15 protein-coding genes and 1 pseudogene are annotated in these 19,090 nt (G+C 53.0%); 12 read left to right on the forward strand and 4 right to left on the reverse strand.

Annotation, left to right across the window (positions count from 1 at the left end):
• Window positions 1-4: 4 nt before the first annotated feature.
• Window positions 5-934, reverse strand: coding sequence for a glycine--tRNA ligase subunit alpha (gene glyQ / locus AACH44_RS20395; RefSeq protein ID WP_261849346.1), 930 nt, complete (start codon window positions 932-934; stop codon window positions 5-7).
• Window positions 935-1,060: 126 nt separating this feature from the next.
• Window positions 1,061-1,867 (reverse strand): sulfite exporter TauE/SafE family protein, encoded by an 807-nt coding sequence (locus AACH44_RS20400; protein ID WP_261849347.1) that lies wholly within the window; start codon window positions 1,865-1,867, stop codon window positions 1,061-1,063.
• Window positions 1,868-2,125: 258 nt separating this feature from the next.
• On the opposite strand from AACH44_RS20400, the gene AACH44_RS20405 reads away from it, so the two are divergent.
• The 12 genes and pseudogenes from AACH44_RS20405 to dsbG form a co-directional block, all read left to right on the forward strand.
• Window positions 2,126-2,689, forward strand: a complete 564-nt coding sequence (locus AACH44_RS20405) for a DNA-3-methyladenine glycosylase I (RefSeq protein ID WP_338659631.1) — start codon at window positions 2,126-2,128, stop codon at window positions 2,687-2,689.
• A complete protein-coding gene (locus AACH44_RS20410) occupies window positions 2,686-3,129 on the forward strand; it encodes an N-acetyltransferase (RefSeq protein WP_338659437.1) in 444 nt (147 codons plus the stop codon). The genes AACH44_RS20405 and AACH44_RS20410 overlap by 4 nt, the downstream gene beginning before the upstream one ends.
• A gap of 157 nt (window positions 3,130-3,286) precedes the next feature.
• Window positions 3,287-4,249, forward strand: coding sequence for a glyoxylate/hydroxypyruvate reductase GhrB (gene ghrB / locus AACH44_RS20415; protein ID WP_338659632.1), 963 nt, complete (start codon window positions 3,287-3,289; stop codon window positions 4,247-4,249).
• A gap of 302 nt (window positions 4,250-4,551) precedes the next feature.
• Window positions 4,552-6,189 (forward strand): TIGR04028 family ABC transporter substrate-binding protein, encoded by a 1,638-nt coding sequence (locus tag AACH44_RS20420; protein ID WP_338659438.1) that lies wholly within the window; start codon window positions 4,552-4,554, stop codon window positions 6,187-6,189.
• Window positions 6,190-6,606: 417 nt separating this feature from the next.
• On the forward strand, window positions 6,607-8,244 hold the full coding sequence (locus tag AACH44_RS20425; RefSeq protein ID WP_338659439.1) for a TIGR04028 family ABC transporter substrate-binding protein: 1,638 nt from the start codon (window positions 6,607-6,609) through the stop codon (window positions 8,242-8,244).
• A 27-nt stretch (window positions 8,245-8,271) separates the two neighbouring features.
• On the forward strand, window positions 8,272-9,216 hold the full coding sequence (locus AACH44_RS20430) for an ABC transporter permease (protein ID WP_338659440.1): 945 nt from the start codon (window positions 8,272-8,274) through the stop codon (window positions 9,214-9,216).
• Window positions 9,213-10,073, forward strand: coding sequence for an ABC transporter permease (locus AACH44_RS20435; RefSeq protein ID WP_261849353.1), 861 nt, complete (start codon window positions 9,213-9,215; stop codon window positions 10,071-10,073). The genes AACH44_RS20430 and AACH44_RS20435 overlap by 4 nt, the downstream gene beginning before the upstream one ends.
• Complete coding sequence (locus tag AACH44_RS20440; protein ID WP_338659441.1) at window positions 10,070-11,773, forward strand: ABC transporter ATP-binding protein; 1,704 nt, start codon at window positions 10,070-10,072, stop codon at window positions 11,771-11,773. Before AACH44_RS20435 ends, AACH44_RS20440 begins: the two co-directional genes overlap by 4 nt.
• 1 nt (window position 11,774) lies before the next feature.
• Window positions 11,775-12,809: a putative FMN-dependent luciferase-like monooxygenase gene (locus AACH44_RS20445; protein WP_261849355.1), complete on the forward strand. Its 1,035-nt coding sequence runs from the start codon at window positions 11,775-11,777 to the stop codon at window positions 12,807-12,809.
• Entirely contained in the window at window positions 12,806-13,939 is a 1,134-nt protein-coding gene (locus AACH44_RS20450) for an alkylhydroperoxidase domain protein (protein WP_338659442.1), read from the forward strand. Before AACH44_RS20445 ends, AACH44_RS20450 begins: the two co-directional genes overlap by 4 nt.
• Before the next feature lie 397 nt (window positions 13,940-14,336).
• Entirely contained in the window at window positions 14,337-14,777 is a 441-nt protein-coding gene (locus AACH44_RS20455; protein WP_261849357.1) for an RICIN domain-containing protein, read from the forward strand.
• 390 nt (window positions 14,778-15,167) lie between these two features.
• Window positions 15,168-15,791: pseudogene (gene dsbG / locus AACH44_RS20460) on the forward strand (thiol:disulfide interchange protein DsbG); the annotation flags it as partial.
• Between the two features lie 34 nt (window positions 15,792-15,825).
• On the opposite strand, the gene AACH44_RS20465 reads toward dsbG, so the two are convergent.
• Both AACH44_RS20465 and AACH44_RS20470 read right to left on the reverse strand, forming a co-directional pair.
• Window positions 15,826-16,731 (reverse strand): siderophore-interacting protein, encoded by a 906-nt coding sequence (locus AACH44_RS20465; RefSeq protein WP_261849358.1) that lies wholly within the window; start codon window positions 16,729-16,731, stop codon window positions 15,826-15,828.
• Between the two features lie 148 nt (window positions 16,732-16,879).
• Window positions 16,880-19,075, reverse strand: coding sequence for a TonB-dependent siderophore receptor (locus tag AACH44_RS20470; RefSeq protein ID WP_338659443.1), 2,196 nt, complete (start codon window positions 19,073-19,075; stop codon window positions 16,880-16,882).
• Between the last annotated feature and the right edge of the window lie 15 nt (window positions 19,076-19,090).

Consider the following 19,090-nt stretch of genomic DNA (forward strand, 5'->3'; position numbering starts at 1 on the left):
CCTCTTAGCTCTCTTTCTTATTACACACGTTTTTGTGACACATGGGGAAACCCAGCGCCTCACGCGAGGCATAGTAGGCTTCCGCAACCGCTTTGGTCAGGGTACGAATACGCAGAATGTAGCGCTGGCGCTCGGTAACCGAGATCGCTTTACGCGCATCCAGCAGGTTAAAGCTGTGCGCCGCTTTCAGAATGCGTTCGTAAGCCGGTAAAGGCAGCGGTTTTTCCAGAGCCAGCAGGTGCTGCGCTTCTTTCTCATATTGTTCAAAGCAGCTGAACAGGAAATCGACATCAGCGTGTTCAAAGTTGTAGGTCGACTGTTCGACTTCGTTTTGATGGAACACGTCGCCGTAGGTGGTTTTACCTAACGGGCCATCGCTCCAGACCAAATCGTACACGCTATCGACGCCCTGAATATACATCGCCAGACGTTCCAGACCGTAGGTGATCTCGCCGGTCACGGGTTTACATTCCAAACCGCCAACCTGCTGGAAGTAGGTAAACTGCGTGACTTCCATGCCGTTCAGCCAGACCTCCCAACCCAGACCCCATGCGCCCAGCGTTGGGTTTTCCCAGTTATCTTCCACGAAGCGAATATCGTGGATGGTCGGATCCATGCCCAGCTCTTTCAGAGAACCGAGATAGAGCTCCTGAATATTGTCCGGTGATGGCTTAATGACGACCTGAAACTGGTAGTAGTGCTGTAAGCGGTTAGGGTTTTCGCCATAGCGCCCATCAGTCGGGCGGCGAGAAGGCTGCACATAGGCGGCGGCCATTGGTTCTGGCCCCAGCGCCCGCAGGCAGGTCATAGGATGTGAAGTGCCTGCGCCGACTTCCATGTCCAATGGTTGAACAATGGTGCAGCCCTGGCGAGCCCAATAATCCTGTAATGTCAGGATCAGGCCCTGGAAGGTCTTGGTATCAAACTTTTGCATGTTGGATTCGCGCGCGATACAAGTGGATTTATAAGGAATGCGCCAGTATACCCTCTGACCGCAAGATATACAGCCAGAATGCGGTAACAAGTGCAAATCCCCGTTATCATCTTTTAAATTTCAGGATCAGCCTGAAAAAACGGTCTGCAACATCTTCAGGCTCAGCAACAACAGCAGTGCGGCAAAGGCCTTTTTCAGCGTTGCCACTGGCAAACGGTGCGCCAGACGAGCACCAACGGGCGCGGTGAAGAAACTGACGGCGGAAATCAAGAGAACCGCGGGCAGAGACACATAGCCGATGCTGTAATCAGGCAACCCAGTCGCCGACCAGCCGTTAATCATGTAGCCCAGCGCACCGGAAAGGGCAATCGGTAACCCAACTGCTGCGGAGGTGCCAATCGCCTGCTGAATACGGACGTTACACCACGTCAGGAACGGCACCGTGAGCGACCCACCGCCGATAGCCACCAGCGCAGAGATGCTGCCGATCGCCAATCCCGCCAGCGAAACCCCTGCCGTACCGGGCAACTGGCGCTGAGGTTTTGGCTTGATATTCAGCACCATTTGCAGCGAAACGTAGGCCATAAAGCAGGAGAAAAAGATTGCCAACGTCCGCGTCGGCAACAGCGTCGCCAGCCAGGTGGCTGTGAAGGTCCCGATCAGGATGGCAGGCGTAATCCGCACCACCACAGGCCAAAGCACCGCCTGATGCTGATGATGCGTACGCAGGCTGGAAATTGCCGTGACAACGATGGCCGCCATTGACGTTCCCAACGCCAGATGTACCAAGTGCGTATTATCTACACCCTGCGCGGCAAACAGCGCCGTCAGCACCGGCACCATAATGCCGCCGCCGCCAATGCCCAATAACCCCGCCATAAAACCGACCACCGCGCCTAATGCCAGATAGGCGGCTACCCACTCCACTGCCATTCCCTGTACCCCTGTCTCTATTTATGTTTTTCTTATGATCAATGAACAGCCTGAGCTGTCGGCAAAACATTATTCACGATTCCACGACGACTTTCCGCCCCATCCGCACACAACCTTTCATATCTGCGAGCAGGCCCGCAAAACGCTGGTTGCATATACAGCATCATGAATGCCATGATCGCACCACATTGCGGCAGACTGCCTTACAATAAACTGTGCGTCCAAACACCAACGGCGCAACCGAATCAGGAGAAAAGGATGCAACGCTGCGGCTGGGTTACACAAGACACCTTATATCAGGATTACCACGATAACGAGTGGGGGAAGCCCTGCACCGACAGCCAGAAGCTGTTTGAATTACTGTGTCTGGAGGGCCAGCAGGCGGGTCTTTCCTGGATTACTGTCCTGAAAAAACGCGAAAATTATCGCCGTTGCTTCCACCAGTTCAATCCTGAGCAGGTGGCGAAAATGACGCAGGATGACGTAGATCGGTTAGTGCAAGACAGCGGCATTATCCGCCATCGCGGGAAAATCGAGGCGATTATCACCAACGCAAAAGTGTGGGTGGCGATGGAAAGCCAGGGGGAGAGCTTCTCGCACTTCATTTGGTCTTTTGTCGAACACCAACCACGTCTCAATCACCCCACTTCGCTCGCCGAGGTTCCCGCCAAAACGGACGTTTCAGATGCCATGTCAAAAGCCCTGAAGAAACGCGGCTTCAAATTTATCGGTTCAACCATCTGTTATGCCTTCATGCAGGCGGCTGGATTGGTCAACGACCATGTCATTGACTGTTTTTGTCATCAGGAAAGCACGTCGTGATTCGCCCTTATCGCGACCGCGATCTTGCACCGTTGATGCAACTCTGGTTAAAGAGCACCATTCTGGCGCATCCGTTTATTCGTGAAGATTACTGGCGAGAAAGCGCCAGTGCGGTACGCGAGATCTATATTCCCCAGTCGCAAACCTGGGTTTATGAGGAGCAAGGAAACCTTATTGGCTTTATCAGCGTACTAGAGGCACGGTTTATCGGCGCGCTGTTTGTGGAACAAACCTATTATGGAAAGCAGATTGGCACCGCGCTGATCCAGCATGTTCAGGCGCTATATCCCTTACTCAGTCTGGAAGTGTATCAACGGAATACACGCGCTTGTCGGTTCTACCATAAGCAGGGATTTGTCGTCGTTGAGGAAAATATCAATCAGGAGACGCAAGCTACGGCGCTGATCATGCAGTGGACATATCCAGAACGATCGTACTAAGGCGCCAGCGGTCATACACAAATCGTGCAAATCCCCCATTAATCGCGGTTAACCTTGGGCAGATGCGGTGGCGGTATCGCTTGCAGTCTCTCGCCAGCTACGCGATTATTCGATGAGCGATTTCTACGTTAACGTCCTTAATCTGCTGGAGTTTGTGATGAAACCTAGCGTTATCCTGTATAAAACCATTGCTGACGACCTACGTGCTCGTTTAGATCAACACTTCACCGTCACTGAACTTGACGCTTTTCCCTCACTCGACCATCCGGCTCTGGCAACAGCAGAAGGCATCATCGGTTCCGGCGGTAAAGTCGATAACGATTTCCTGCAACACGCACCGCGTTTACGCGCGGCTTCCACCATTTCTGTCGGTTACGACACCTTCAACGTCGACGCGTTGAATGAAAAAGGGGTCATTCTCATGCACACCCCGACCGTGCTGACGGAAACCGTGGCGGACACGGTTCTGGCACTGATGCTCGCCAGCGCACGCCGGGTCGTGGAAGTGGCTGAGCGAGTCAAAGCGGGAGAGTGGAAAGGGGGGGTCGGCAGCGACTGGTTCGGCACCGACGTTCACCATAAAACCATCGGCATTCTGGGAATGGGGCGCATCGGTTTGGCCGTCGCGCAGCGCGCTCACTTTGGTTTCAGCATGCCGGTGCTCTACAACGCCCGTCGCCATCACGCTGAAGCGGAGCAGCGCTTTAGTGCCCGCCACTGCGATCTCGATACGCTATTGGCTGAGTCTGATTTCCTGTGTATCACGCTGCCGCTCACGGCAGAAACGCACCACCTTATTGGCCGCGAACAACTGGCAAAAATGAAACCCAGCGCCATTTTAATTAATATTGGTCGTGGTGCCGTTGTGGATGAAGAAGCGCTGACGGAAGCCTTGGTGAAAGGAACGATCCAGGGCGCGGGTCTGGATGTTTTTGTCAAAGAACCGCTGCCTGTCGATTCTCCGCTGCTGGATTTACCTAACGTGGTAGCGCTGCCGCACATCGGTTCAGCCACGCACGAAACCCGTTACGGCATGGCCGCCTGCGCCGTCGACAACCTGATTGCCGCCCTAAGCGGTCAGATAAAAGAAAACTGCGTGAACCCGCAGGTTTTGAAATAACCCTCCGTCAACCTGAGCGCTGCGACGACATTTTCGCAGCGCTGCGACCTGCTATGTAATAAATACACCATCACACGCGAAATACCGCTATCTCCCGAAAAAAAAACACTTTTTCCTACCTCAAAACTGGATAACCAATGCCGGTTTTGTTCTTTGCTGTTTTCTACTGCCTATGGAAGTATCGGCTGTAACGAGCGGTTAACGTCTTCTGCTGTATTCCCCGTTTCAGGACGTAATCGATACGCATATTCACCTGATAAAAAACAAATTAATAAAAACCATCACCTGTAGGGAAAACCATCGTGGCGACTTTTTTGCATCCTCATCAGAAACTCACTATTTTTGCCTCTCTGTTCCTTCTGGGCGGTGCGCTGAGCGCACAGGCAGCGAACGACGCGCCGAAAATCGGCGGTACGCTGGTTTATCTGGAACAGCAGGCACACACTAATCTCTATACGCCCGCGGGCGGTTTTTACCCGAACGGCGGCATTCTCAACCAGATCACCGATAAGCTGACATACCAGAACCCGGAAACACTGGAGATCGAACCGTGGATTGCCGAATCCTGGACCACCAACGCGGATAACACCGAATACACCTTCAAGATCCGCCCCGGTATCAGCTTCTCTGACGGCACCCCGCTAGACGCCAACGCGGTGGCGAAAAACCTTGATACTTATGGCTTAGGAAACACCGCCCTCAACCTACCGGTTTCGGAAGTCATTAACAATTACCTGCGCAGTGAAGTCATCGATCCGCTGACGGTGAAATTTTATTTTAAGAAGCCCTCACCGGGTTTTTTACAAGGCACCTCGGCTATCGGTTCCGGCTTGGTTTCTCTCAGCACACTGGAACGTAACTTCAATCAGTTAGGTAATGCCAAAAACATTATTGGCTCCGGCCCATTCGTGGTCAGCAGTGAGAAGCTGGGACGTGAACTGAAACTGACTGCCCGTAAGGATTACAACTGGGCTCCCGTTAAATCGACGCATCAGGGACGTGCCTATCTGGACGGCATTACCTATCTGGTCACCCCAGAAGACAGCGTGCGTATTGGTGCGCTGGTATCAGGTCAGGCGGACTTCATTCGTCAGATCCAAGCCTATGATGAAAAACGGGTACAAAGTCAGAGCTTCAATCTTTATGCCCCACCCACGCGCGGCGTCAATAACAGCGTGGTTTTCCGTCCAGATAACCCGCTGGTAGCGGATATCCGAGTACGTAAAGCGCTGCTGCACGCCACGAACACCAAAGAGATCATCGCTACGCTGTTCTCTGACAACTACCCACAGGCCACGTCCCCGCTGGCGAAAACTGCCGCAGGCTATGTCGATCTCTCCAGCAAGCTCACGTTCGATCCCGCACAGGCTAACAAGTTGTTAGATGAAGCAGGGTGGAAAACCGGCTCGCAGGGACTCCGGCAGAAAGACGGCAAAACGTTGGAATTGACCGCCTATGAATCCCTGCCACAGCCGCAGAACAAAGAAACCTTACAGTTGGTTTCGCAACAGTGGGCAAAAGTTGGCGTGAAGCTGAATGTGTTAGCGGGCGACGCGGGTAGTAAAACCGTGGATAGCCTCGATCCACTGAAAACGGGTGTTTCCCCGGCGATGGTAGGTCGTGCCGACCCGGATGTGTTGAAAAGCCAGTATTACCCGACGGTACGTAACGTCCTGCTGCAAAAAGGTGGTTCCAGCAAAAAAGTGAAGGACTTTGTTGATCCCCATCTGAATACGCTGCTGGATGGCATTGCCGCTGAAACCGACCGCAGCAAACGACTGGCGCTGGTGGGAGAAGTGCAAACCTATCTGATCGATCAGGCTTACGTCATCCCCATCTTTGAAGAACCACAGGTATTTGCGGGTGCCCCCACCACAAAAGGCATCGCATTTGAAGCCGTGGGCCGCCCCAGCTTTTACAACACCTGGCTGGATAAGTAACACAGCAGAAAAGGGAGGAGATCATCATGAATCGATATCTGGCACTGCGATCCCGATGCGCTATTGGCTGAATCTGATTTCCTCTGCATCACGTTGCCGCTCACGGCGGAAACCCACCATTAACCTTAGCACTGCGACTACACTCTCGCAGTGCTACCGCCATGCGCTAAATAAACCCACCATTACACGCGAAATACGGCTATCTCCCGCAAAAAACTACGATTTACCCTACCTAAAAACTGGATAACCAATGCCGGTTTTGTTCTTTGCTGTTTCCTACTGCCTATGGAAGTATCGACGATAACAAGCGGTTAACGTTTCCTGTTTTACTCCTCCATTTCAGGTCGTAACCGATGCACACATTCACTTGATAAAACATAACGTTAATAAAAAACATTACCTGTAGGAACAACCATCGTGGCAACTTTTTTACATCCTCATCAGAAACGCACTATTTTTGCCTCTCTGCTCTTTCTGGGCGGTGCGCTGAGCGCACAAGCAGCAAACGACACGCCAAAAATCGGCGGTACGCTGGTTTATCTGGAACAGCAAGCACACACTAATCTCTACACGCCCGCGGGCGGTTTTTACCCGAACGGCGGCATTCTCAACCAGATCACCGATAAGCTGACGTACCAGAACCCGGAAACACTGGAGATCGAACCGTGGATTGCCGAATCCTGGACCGTTAACGCGGATAACACCGAATACACGTTCAAGATCCGCCCCGGTATTACCTTCTCTGACGGCACGCCGCTGGATGCCAACGCGGTAGCAAAAAATTTTGATACCTACGGTTTAGGGAATAAGGCGCTCAACCAGCCAGTTTCAGAGGTGATCAATAACTACTTGCGCAGTGAAGCCATCGATCCGCTCACCGTGAAGTTTTACTTTAAGAAACCGTCCCCAGGCTTTTTACAAGGCACCTCAGCCATCGGCTCCGGTCTGGTTTCCCTCCGTACGCTTGAGCTCAATTTCAACCAGTTAGGTAATGCGAAGAATATTATCGGCTCCGGCCCGTTTGTGGTGAGCAGCGAGAAACTGGGACGGGAGCTGAAGCTGACCGTGCGTAAAGATTACAACTGGGCTCCGGTTAAATCGACGCATCAGGGGCGCGCCTATCTGGACGGCATTACCTATCTGGTCACCCCAGAAGACAGTGTACGCATCGGTGCATTGGTATCGGGTCAGGCAGATTTTATTCGTCAAATTCAGGCCTATGATGAAAAACGAGTACAGAATCAGGGCTTCAATCTTTATGCACCGTCGACGCGCAGCCTCAATAACAGTGTAGTTTTCCGCCCGGATAACCCACTGGTCGCCGATATCCATGTTCGTAAAGCGCTGCTGCACGCCACCAACGCCAAAGAGATCGTGAATACGCTGTTCTCTGCCAACTACCCGCTAGCCACGTCACCACTGGCTAAGACTGCGGCTGGCCATGTCGATCTTTCCAGCAAGCTAACCTTCGATCCCGTACAGGCCAACAAACTGTTAGATGAAGCGGGCTGGAAAACCGGCTCGCAGGGACTCCGGCAAAAAGACGGCAAAACGCTGGAACTGACCGCCTATGAATCGATACAACATCCACAGAGCAAAGAAACGCTGCAACTGGTTGCTCAACAGTGGGCAAAAGTCGGCGTGAAGCTGAATGTGTTGGCAGGCGATGCGGGCAGCAAAACCGTGGATAGCCTCGATCCGCTGAAAACTGGCGTGGCTCCAGCGATGGTAGGCCGTGCCGACCCGGATGTGCTGAAAAGCCAGTATTACCCGACGATACGTAACGTCCTGCTGCAAAAAGGCGGCTCCAGCAACAAAGTAAATACCTTTGTGGATTCGCACCTGAATACGCTGCTGGATGGCATCGCCACAGAAACCGACCGCAGCAAGCGGCTGGCGCTGGTTGGGGAAGTGCAGAACTATCTAACCGATCAAGCCTATGTTATTCCCATCTTTGAGGAGCCACAGGTATTTGCAGGTGCATCCACCACCAAAGGCATCGCGTTTGAAGCCGTGGGGCGCCCCAGCTTTTACAACACCTGGCTGAATAAGTAATACCGAAGAAAGAGGGAAGAGATCATCATGAATCGATATCTGGCACTGCGCATCGGTCAGGCACTGCTCGTACTTTGGGCGGCATTTACTTTGTCTTTTATCCTGCTTCAGGCGATGCCGGGTGATGCCATCCTGATCAAATTTCAAAACCCGGATCTCGGCCTAAGCGCCGAGCAAATCGCACAACTGCGGCTATCCTACGGTACCGATACGCCAGTATTCACACAGTATTTACACGCGATAGCTCAGATACTACGTGGCGATCTTGGCCTCTCGATTCAGGCTGGCGTACCCGTCACCGAGCTTATCGCCGCGAATCTGCCGCCCACGCTGCTACTCGCGGTACTGGGCTTCATCGCCGCGGGGCTGTTGGCGTTCACTCTCGCCTTCTTATCAACGCTAACCCCGTTTCAGTGGCTGCGAACCGCGCTGCAATCGCTGCCGTCGCTGTTTATTTCCGTGCCGACCTTCTGGCTGGGCATCGTGCTGATTCAGATCTTCTCTTTCCGTCTGGGACTGATTCCGGTGATTAACCCCGGCGAATGGGAAGGACTGATTTTGCCAGTTCTCACGCTGGCGCTGCCGATCTCGGCTCCGCTGGCTCAGGTACTGATGCGTAGCATCGATCAAGTGCAAACCCAGCCGTTTGTTGCCGTTGCCCGCGCCAAAGGTGCCAGCCGTAGCGGTGTGCTCTGGCGGCACATCGCCCGTAACGCCATGTTGCCCACACTGACCATCGCTGGTTTGCTACTGGGTGAGTTGATTGCGGGCGCACTGATTACCGAAACTGTATTTGGCCGCAACGGGCTCGGCCAGCTAACGCAGGAAGCCGTGAACTATCAGGACAGCAGCGTGCTACAGGCCATTGTGTTGATTTCTGCCGCCGCTTTTGTCGTCGTCAATCTGGCCGTCGACCTACTCTATCCCCTTCTTGATCCGCGCCTGAAAATAACGCCAGGAGCCACGCTATGACTACCGTACCATTGGAAAAAATTACGTTTCCCTTTCTGCGTAAGCGACCATTTCTGCGTCGCTACGCCTTTCAGCCGGGGCTAGTGCTAGCGTGGCTGGTCATCTTAACCGTCGCACTTTGGGCGCTGTTTCCCGGCTGGTTTACCGGCTACAGCCCGACGGAAGGCATCGCTGGCGCACAGCGACTGGCACCCGATGCAGACTACTGGTTCGGCACCGACCAGCTTGGGCGCGATCTCTACGCGCGCATTGTTTATGGCGCGGTGCACTCGCTGTCTGGTGCATTTATCGCCGTCGGGCTAGGTCTGGTGCTCGGTAGCCTGTTTGGTCTATTAGCCGGTGCGATTGGCGGCTGGCTGGATAGCGTCGTCATGCGCAGCATCGATGTGCTGCTGGCAATCCCTGGTCTATTACTGGCACTGAGCGTCATCATTCTGTTGGGCTTCGGCACGGTTAACGCCGCGATTGCCGTGGGTGTCACCTCCGTTGCCAGCTTTACCCGACTGGTGCGTTCAGAAGTGTTACGTGTACGCCACAGCGACTACGTTGAAGCCGCCTATGGCAGCGGCGGCACCTTTTTCAGCGTACTGTGGCGACACATTCTGCCAAATTCACTCACCACCGTTTTCGCTTTCGCCGCTCTGCAATTCGGCAGTGCGATTCTGGCTATTTCCACGCTGAGCTTTCTCGGCTACGGCGCACCACCGCCCACGCCGGAATGGGGACTACTGATCGCTGAAGGCCGCAACTACATCGCAACCGCCTGGTGGCTAACCACCTTCCCCGGTCTGATCGTCGTATTCGTTGTGCTATCCGCCAACCGCATCAGCCAGTCAATCAGGAGAACAGAACGATGAGCCTGTCAGCCAGCTTACAAACCCGTGCAGCCGTGCCTGTGTTGGCTCTGGAGAACGTTACGATTGCCTATCGTAGTGACGATCGCGAGCAAACGGTGGTGGAAGGCGTCTCTTTTCATATTCAACCCGGTGAAGTTGTGGCGCTGGTAGGGGAGTCCGGTTCAGGGAAGACCACCACCGCGCAAGCTGTCATCGGCTTGCTTGCCGAAAACGGCAGGCTCACGCGCGGCGCTATTCGGCTAAACGGTGTGGATATCAGCGGCTGGTCGCAGAAACGACTAGACAGTGTACGCGGTGCGCAGATCAGTCTGATCCCGCAAGATCCCACCAGTTCTCTTAATCCGGTACAAACCATCGGTGAGCAGGTGGATGAAATTCTGCGGATTCATCAGCGGGAAGATCGCCAAACTACCCGCCAGAAAACGCTGGCGCTGCTGGAACGCGTTGGCCTGAATCAGCCGGAACTACGGGCAAAGCAGTATCCGCACGAGCTATCTGGCGGCATGAAACAACGCGTGTTGATAGCGATAGCGATTGCACTGAAACCCGCACTGATTATTGCCGATGAACCCACCAGCGCACTGGATGTCACGGTACAGAAACGTATTCTCGACCTGCTTGATGAGCTGCGGCGAGAAAATGGCACGGCGGTGCTGTTCGTTACCCACGATCTGGGCGTCGCCGCCGAGCGAGCCGATCGCCTGCTGGTTTTCCAGAACGGCTATATTCAGGAGCAGGGCCCAACGCTTGAGGTATTAAGCGCGCCGTCAAGCCACTATGCTCGCACACTGCTGGCGAATGTTCCGTCGCTCAACCCAACCCCGCGCCCACAGCGCGCCAATACATCGGCATCTGACATCATTGTCTCGGTCGAAAATTTGGTACAGACCTTTCCTCTGTCAGGGCGTAAAGGTGAACATTTTCGGGCGGTGGATGACATCTCTTTTAGCGTGGCACGCGGCACAACGCACGCGATTGTGGGCGAATCCGGTTCCGGTAAAACCACTACGGCACGCAGCCTGCTCGGGTTTCATTACCCCAACGCTGGGCGCATTCTGATCGACGGCACCGATATCACTCATCTGAAAGGCGAAGCACTGCGCCAATTCCGACAGAAAATCCAACTGGTCTATCAGAATCCCTTTGGCTCGCTCGACCCATCACAGCGGTTATATGACATCGTCGAGGAACCGCTACGTAATTTTAATCGTCATACCGCCTCCCAGCGGGAGCGCAAAATTCATGAGATGTTTGAACGCGTCGCCTTGCCAGTCGCGCTACTGTCGCGTAAGCCGCGTGAACTGTCCGGCGGCCAGCGCCAACGCGTCGCGATCGCGCGGGCATTAGTGCTGGAACCGCAGGTCTTGGTATTGGACGAAGCCGTTTCAGCACTGGATGTCACCGTACAGGCGCAGATCCTACGTTTGCTGGCCGAGCTACAGGAATCACTGGGGCTGACGTACCTGTTCATCTCACACGATCTAGCGGTAGTACGTCAGATTGCCGATACCGTTTCCGTGCTGTACCACGGCAAGCAGCTTGAATCCGGCCCGGTGGAACAGATTTTCGCCCAGCCCGAACATCACTATACCCGTGAACTCATCGAGGCTATCCCCGGACAGCAACACCCGGCTTTTGCCCGTTCACACCAACCCTCAATTCATACTGAATCCACATTCGCACTAAACCAAGGACTGTAAAATGGCAACGAAACGTCTGGGATTTTTCACACGGTTGCTGGATGACGTGTCCGCCCAGCAGCGCTACCGACTGGCGACGGAGCAGATCGTCAAAGCCGAACAACTCGGATTTGACAGCGCCTGGGTCGCACAACACCACTTTCACGCTGATGAAGGCGGGCTACCGTCACCGCTGGTGTTTCTGGCGCTGGTCGCCGCACGCACACAGCGTATCCAGCTCGGCACTGGCGTAATTACGCTGCCGATGGAAGAGCCCCTACGCGTGGCGGAAGACACCGCCGTACTCGATTTACTCAGCAACGGCAGGCTGGAAGTCGGCGTGGGTTCCGGCGGTACGCCGTCCTCATTTGCCGCGTTCGGTCACGACAGTGCACAGCGTGGGCAGATTCTCGGGCGTAATCTGGAGAAACTGCGCGCCGCCTGGCGAGGAGACGCATTGAGCGAAGACGGCAATCAGCTCTACCCTGCCGCCCCACATTTAGATAAGCGTGTCTGGCAAGCCACGTTTTCCATCGAAGGTGCAGAGCGAGCAGGCAAAGCAGGCGATGGCCTGATGCTCTCTCGTACCCAGCCGCGCTCGGAACCTTTCCCGGATGCCACGCTCGCCGATCTGCAAAACCCGATGATCGACGCCTATCTGGCTGCGCTGCCCGTTGGCGTCGCACCGCGTATCCTCAGTTCACGTAGCGTCTTCGTGGCTGACGATCGTCAATTGGCGCTGAGTCTGGCAGAGAAAGGGCTTAATCGTTCTGCCGCCCGTTCCGGCACGTTCCGCACGATTTCTCACGACTCCGTAGAAGCGCTGATTGCTTCCTTCGATAGCCATGTTGGCACAGCACAAGATGTGATTGCGTCGCTTCGGGCTGACAGTTCACTGGAGAGGGCGACGGATGTGACATTCCAGGTGCATTCCATCGATCCACCGCACGCTCTAATCCTTCGCTCACTTGAATTAATTGCCACTCAGGTGGCTCCCGCTTTGGGCTGGAAGCCCGCTGTCAAACAGAAAAGCCCGATCGGGCAGGAGATCGCATGACGCACGCTAACACCTTGTACACCCATGACATACTGGATGCACTGGCCGACATCAGCCCGGATTCCACCCTCGCCGCAGCCAGAAAAACTCGTGAAGCGGCAACCCGCCACACCCAAGGCAGTTACGACGCGCTGTTTAACGCCGCTGCACATGATGACGCAACATTACCGCTATCGCTGCGCTTCTGGTTTGCGACCAAAATCAGCGGCTGGCAGCAGGATGAGCAGCTACAGCATTTTTATGCCGAGCGGTTGGCGGACTTCCCAGAACCTACGCTGACACCCGCGCTACAGCTGGCGTTGGATCATGCCGAGCGCCTGACGAAAACGCCCGTGCAAGCCGCACCATCCCACGTCAATGCGCTGGAGCAGGCGGGTTGGTCGGTAGATGACATCGTGACGCTGTCGCAGCTCATTGCGTTTGTGAATTTCCAAAGTCGCCTGCTGCGCGGCTATCGCCTGATTGCCGGTCATCGCATCAGCCAACCACATTCGCAGGCCGCCGTTGCAGGCCAGTGGCATACCCGGCCTCAGACGCACAGCGGCAAATCCGCACCGCAGGCGTTTACTCAGGCGGAACTGGATTGGGAGCCATGGATTGCCCCCAAACCGCTGGCAGCATTCAATGCCGACGAGCAGGCGATTCTGGCGCGATTCGGTCACACCAATTCCGACTATTTCCGTCTGCTAGGCCGCAACCTTCCGGTGCTGGAACAGCGCACGTTGACGGATAAAGGGATTTTCTATACCTCCGGCGGCCTGCCGCGCAAAGAGCGCGAGCTGATCGCCGCCGTCACCAGTAAGGTCAACGGCTGCATTTATTGCGCCTCGGTACATGCCCGTAAGGCCAGTCAGCTCTCCAAGCAGGACAGTGATGTGCAGCGACTGCTGGACGTCGTTCCCGGTGGCGATTTGAGCATCGGCCAAAGCCCACGCTGGCAGGCGATTATCGATTTCTCGGCACGCCTCTCCGTCACGCCCGCACAGGTCAACGCTAACGACCTGAAGCAACTGCAAGAACAGGGATTAGATACGCTGGAGATTGTCGATGTCGTGCAGTCAGCCGCTTTCTTCTCCTGGGCCAACCGGCTAATGCTCACGCTGGGTGAACCGTTCTGGCCGGAGCATTAAGTTCTCAAGCGGTCTGTTTCATTATATTGAATAGACCGCTCTCATTCTGAAAGTGATGACATCCTTATTGCCTAAATAATGAAATAGACTAATTATTTTAAAATTAAATATTGCTTCAAATCAACACACTTAATATAAAAACAATTACCACACACATAATTAAACCCATCATTATAGAATCAAAAATGTTTAATATATAACTCACAATCAATATAAAATATTTTGAAAAACAAAAATATTTACAAACCACAAAATAAATAAATATAAAAACCAATATCTTGTTATTTCTTATCAAAAGCAAGATGGCAAAAAAAAACAAATACAACTACAGTTTAATCGCTGGCGAAATTAAACAAACCAGAAACCATCGACTAACACTAATAGCAAGGAAATTATTATGATTGGTATTTTGAGGTATGCTGGAAAAGAAGGGTTAGCTTTAGGTGTTGCTGATCAGCAAAAAGATGCTAAAGCCGTTCTTCTCGATGCTAACTCGACTAGTTTCGATAAACTCCTGTGGGATTTAGACAGTAGAACGGGAGTGATTTCCCTAGTCGTGAGTGACGGAACGCTGGCTTTGGCAATTAAGAACAAAACAATTACCAACGGCACAGATATTGTTTTACAGGTAAAAAATGTGGACGAGTCCACTCAAAAGTGGGATTTCTCTAGCAAGCCTGGATTTATTCTCAGCCAAGCAAATAAAAACTATGTCATCGACAATGATACTCGAGGAGGCGCGGGAAATCGCATTCAGCTATTTGAATTTAATGGTTCAATCGCTCAGCAATGGAAATTTACGCCTATATCTAAAATATCTGCGGCAATTAGTGAATAAATTTAACTGACATAAATGAAACATAATATCCACTTAAAAGCCACCTTATTTTAAACAAGGTGGCTTTTGGTTTTTATAACTTTCTAATAAATATAAATTGATGACAAATAAATTATCTAAAAGTAAAATTTTACGCTTATGCGATCACTGATTCACCGTTGCTTAGCTGATGGAAAAATCTCCGACTAAAAATCCACAATAATCAATTAGGCGACACGGCATCGCACCGCCTGATGCTATTTATTTTTCCAAACAGTCGGGGAAATCCACAGGCAACTCGCTGGCAGCGCAGACACTCAAAACGGTAAAGCGCCGTTTCACCACCGGGCTGATAGTACTCAATCAGGCTCTTCCAGGCTTCCAACGGCCACGAAAAGTCCGTAAATTGTGCCCAGTGGCGTGCAAGGCTGGCTGGGTAGCTATCAAGGTGTAGGGGTGACCATCTACTTAACGCCGGATGGCAAACATGCTATTTCGGGCTATATGTATGATGAACACGGCAACAACCTGAGTGAAACGCTGATTCAGCAGGAAGTGTATGTGCCTGCTGGCCGGGAGATGTGGCAGAAATTACAGCAGGCGCCGTTTATCACTGAAGGGGCGAAGGATGCGCCGCGTAAAATTATCGTCTTTGCCGATCCATTCTGCCCGTACTGCAAACAGTTCTGGCAGCAGGCACAGACGTGGGTGAAAGTAGGAAAAGTCCAACTGCAAACGCTGTTGGTCGGTGTGATAAAACCGGAAAGTGGACGTTATACCGCCGCGATTCTTGCCGCCAGCGATCCGGCCAAAGCGTGGCATGAATATGAACTGTCGAACGGCAAAACGGTGCCTCCGTTCCCCAAGGACTCATCACGCGATATCTGGAATGCCATTCAGCATAATCAGCGACTCATGGATGAATTAGGCGCCAGCGTCACGCCTGCCATCTATTACCTGAATGATAAGAATGAACTACAGCAAGTGGTTGGGCTACCGGATGAACAGCAGTTGGCGGAAATGATGAGGAAATAACCTCAAGAGAGAATATCCCTCCTGAGGTTGTCTCTTAGCGATGCGACCAGTACGCCATAAAGTTGATCGTTTCTTTATCAAGGTGGCGCTCGTCGAGCAGATAACGGCGCAGTCGTTTGATGGCGGAAGACTCTCCCGCTGCCCAAGCGTAAAACGGGCAGTGCGCCGTCGCCCGCTCCCACAGTGGCTCGTCTTCCGGCATTTCCTGTGCGACCTCATCACGATTTGTACAAGCACTGGCGGGGATTTTCACATCCTGTTGCACCGCAGCCAGCAGGCGTTCACCCCATACTGTGCTGCCAGTTTCCTCACGCGGCAACCAGTGAATCTGGGCAAATGGGAAATTGCCCGACGCCACACAGTCGGCCGCTTTCGGCACTTCCAAAAAAGCCTGCACCGACGGCGGAGAAGGCTGGGCAGCCAGTTGTTCGAGAATCCCCATGGCCGCTGGCAGCGCCGTTTCATCTGCAATCAACAGCACTTGCTCAACGCCCTCGTGCGGTGCCCATTCATAACCGCCGCTGTCACCATTGGCCTCTGCATTGGGCGCGACAATCTGTAGCGCATCGCCGGGCTTAGCGTGATTCGCCCAGCTTGAAGCTGGGCCGGTATCGCCATGCAGCACAAAATCGATCGCCGCCTGCTGTGATTCATGGGAGACAGAACGCAGCGTATAGGTGCGTAAAATCGGACGACGCTCGCGTGGCAGTGCCAGATAGTCCGGATACCAGGTGTCGCTCACGGCCATCGGCGTCAGCTCCCCGCTTTCACTGGCGAGCAGCAGTTTGATCCGCTGATCCGGTGCATCCAGTTTCATCTGGCGCACGTCAGGGCCGCTGAACACACAGCGAACAAGCGAAGGCGAGAGTAGCGTCTTGCTCTCTAAACGTAAATTAAACAGCCGATAGGCTGAAGACGTGGTACGGGTAGCTAAAGACATAGTGAAAAAACCGTATGTTTTGTAAGGAAAAATCAGTCAGTGGGATAAAAACCCATAGGATGCAACTTATCATAAACAAAACACTAACGATAATCATTATCACCGAAATGATCGATAACCAGCGTGCCTCAACACGCTGGCCCCAAGATCAAAACTCTACGGCATAGTTCATACCAAACGTGCGTCCCCGCCCTTTATAGGTATACAAGTTTCGTTCCCCATAAGCCGGGCTATAGAGCCCTGGCGCCCGCTGTCCCCAGACGGTGGTGTACTCTTTATCCAGCACGTTTTCTACGCTGAAGCTGATTTTACCCACAGGCAGGGTATAGCTACCGAGGAAATCCACGGTGTTATAACCATCAATCTTCTTACCTGTTGAATCTGAAACATCGAAGGTCTGCGTACTTTGCAAACGCAAAGCCCAGTCCCCCGGGGCCCAGTTCACCCATGCACTGACTTTCGACGGGCTGGCGCTGTCGACCGTCAACTTATCCCATCTTCCATTTTTGCGGGTTTCAGACTTAATGACGTTAAAGTTGCTTCCCGTACTCCAGTCACTGTCCGTGAAGAAATAGTCCACCTGTCCTTCAATACCGTAGATACGACGCTTATCGTCATTCATGGCGATCGTCATATCTTGCTTGTTGATATTGATGGTTTTATCCGACAACGAATAATAGGTGGCGATCTGCGTGCGCAGGTTGTCACCGGTATAACGCCAGCCTAGCTCATAGGCATCCACCTTGATGCCATCAAGTTTTGAGTCATTGACGTTAACACTCTTGAGAAGGCGGTAATGCCCATTCACCAGCACCGGATCATAATTGCCTGAGCCGTAATACTTGGCGATATCTGGAATTTCAAAACCTTGTGAGAAGTTGAACCACACTTGTTGACGCTCGGTAAGGCGTCCCAGAATACCGGCATTGAATAACAGATTGTTGTAATCCGTCTTCCCACCCGGCACCGCATCAGCAGACTGCGCTGTCCCCTGCGCAATCGCCTGCTGTTGAACAAATCCGACAAAGTCATCCACTTTATTTTCAGTGTACTGATAACGCATGCCACCACTTAAGGTAATGCGATCAATGTCATAGCTGGTTTGCATGAAGGGAGCGATGTTTGTCACGCTATACCCCGGATACCGCCCCACGTTATAAGCGTTATTGAGCGTCATCCCCCCGCTGGCAGCGGCCGTCGGCAAATCAAAGAAGGCCTGATTCGCATTAAAGGTTTCATGCTCAACATCCGTCCCCCAGGTCACTTTCATGTTTTCTGTAAGCTGTGAATTCAGCGTGAGCTTGCCGCCATAAAAATCTGTTTTCTGCTGCGACGCACCGATGCTGCTAACCTGGCCGCCAGACAATGTTGGGAAAGGATAGAAGGTCAGACTTTCATCACGGTAGTAAACCTGCCCGATCAACTCCTGTCCCCAAAAATCCGTATTGGAATACTGTAAGCTAATGAGGTGGCGTTCCGTTCCCGGGATACGGTCAGAACGCAGATTGCCTTTGTTATAGGCTTGCCCATCGCCGGTGACCGCCGAGAAGTTATCGCCAAGGAAGAGGCCATGCTTGCCGTCCGACTCACTTTTGTAATACTGCGTCGTCACCTGAAGCTGCTGGTGCGCGTCAATATTCAACATTCCGGTGCCCATAATGTCCAGCCGGTCCGAATATTGGATCCCCGTCTGGGTATTATCGATATTCACAGCATTCCCTTTGCCGTCATACCATCCCCCATAACGCTGATAGGCCACAGACAGGCGCCCAAAGGCGTTGTCGTTGCCGCCGCTCACTGCGGCGGCGATATTCCCGTCCCGATCGTCACTGTTGTTAAAACCCGTTTTCATGCCAGTCTGGAATGCGGCCTGCGTTTCTGACTGACCTTTCTTCGTCACGATATTGATCAACCCCCCGGTGCTGCCACCGCCATATAGCGAGGTCGCACCGGAAATGACTTCAATGCGTTCGATATTGAACGGATCGATTGAGTCCAATTGACGGCTGTCACTACGTGAGGAATTCAAGCGCACGCCATCCACTATGACCATCATCGAGCGACCACGCATATTCATGCCATAGTTGGTACGTCCCTGGCTGCTGACATCCATGCCGGGGATCAGTTGCGCCAGCACTTCTTTCAATTCCTTTCCGCCCTGAACTTGCTGTTCTATATCCGCGTGTTCAATGACCCATGTGGTCTGCGCCATATCCGCCACACCGTGGTTAGTACGGCTGGCACTGACCACCAACGTATCGTTCTGACGTTCGTCAGCCCACGCCGATGCGGACAACATCGCCAATAAACAGGGATTCAGTACCCAAAGATACGGATGTTTCATTCTTTTCTCTTCCTC

Source organism: Pectobacterium araliae, assembly GCF_037076465.1.
Taxonomy (GTDB): Bacteria; Pseudomonadota; Gammaproteobacteria; order Enterobacterales; family Enterobacteriaceae; genus Pectobacterium; species Pectobacterium araliae.